The organism is Gelidibacter pelagius (assembly GCF_017581925.1).
GTDB lineage: Bacteria > Bacteroidota > Bacteroidia > Flavobacteriales > Flavobacteriaceae > Gelidibacter > Gelidibacter pelagius.
In genome coordinates, this window is sequence record NZ_JAGEVG010000062.1 from 1 (window position 1) to 1,066 (window position 1,066).

Sequence of the window (1,066 nt, forward strand, 5' to 3'; positions counted from 1 at the left end):
CATCCACCTCGAACGTTTATGACAGTTGAAGCCCAAAAGATGCCATAGGCATCGAACATTTGTGGAATTGTTTGTGCAAATTGAAACAATAAGCCAAAAGATGCCATCGGCATCCCACGTTTATAGCCCCAAATGTTCGCGCAATTCACGACCCCGTAGGGGTCGCACCGATTGAGTTTAGTTCAATTATTTAATTCGCCGGCATCAATTCCGCGCGTTTCAATAATGCATCAGCGTTCAGATAAAACGCTTATGACAATTGAAACCAAAAAGATGCCATCGGCATCTCACGTTTGTAGCCAAATATTCACGCAGTTTACGACCCTGTAAGGGTCGTACCAATTGAAAAATATTATTGTTTTAATCCTCCAACCAATCAAAGAGATAGTTTTCATTATAATCCACCTTAAATGTTTTCAGTAGCCCGAGGTATTCTTTCTTGAAGTTGATGGTTTTATGATATTCCTTTTGGTTCATTACATGTTTAGCAATTGGATCAATGTCAGAACGCCCAAAAGAAAATGCGCCATATCCCGGTTGCCACTGAAATTTATTTGAAGACAGCTGCTCTCCATTGATGAAATTCGTGCTTGATTTTTTAACTTCTCTTACCAAATCGCTCATGCTAATTTCGGTTGTCAAGCCAATAAACAAATGTATATGGTTAGGCATGCCATTAATAGCAATCATTTTATTGCCTTTATTTTGAACAATTCCGGTAATATATCGATATAATCGTTCTTCCCACAATTGATCTATCAAGGCGTTCTTATGCATGACGGCAAAGATAATCTGGACATAAAGCTGGGTAAACGTATTGGGCATTTCACAAAATTAAAATTGAATGAATTTAAGCAATTTTTGAATCTGATCAGCAAACGGCAATTAAAATGTTCGACCCCTACAGGGTCGTTGCGCAAAATAATAATTCTTTCTACAAACGTCGGATTCCCCTGGAATCCATTCCATATCGATCGCATTTTGTCTCAACGGCTTGTAAAAATTAAATTTTACGCCGAAAAAAGATGCTGTAGGTATCCCACGTCTTTCGTAACGATAAATTTTA

Annotated in this window: 2 protein-coding genes; both read right to left on the bottom strand. The window is 38.0% G+C overall.

What is annotated here, in order from left to right; genetic code table 11:
- Nucleotides 1–360: 360 nt before the first annotated feature.
- Entirely contained in the window at nucleotides 361–825 is a 465-nt protein-coding gene (locus J4051_RS18820; RefSeq protein ID WP_208235431.1) for a transposase, read from the bottom strand.
- Between the two features lie 60 nt (nucleotides 826–885).
- Nucleotides 886–1,066: hypothetical protein (locus J4051_RS18825; RefSeq protein ID WP_208235432.1), on the bottom strand; the 181-nt coding region annotated here is incomplete at its 5' end.

Bases quoted from the DNA above. Each gene is read 5' to 3' on its own strand.
- J4051_RS18820 (WP_208235431.1), bottom strand. From the start codon at position 825: ATGCCCAATACGTTTACCCAGCTTTATGTCCAGATTATCTTTGCCGTC.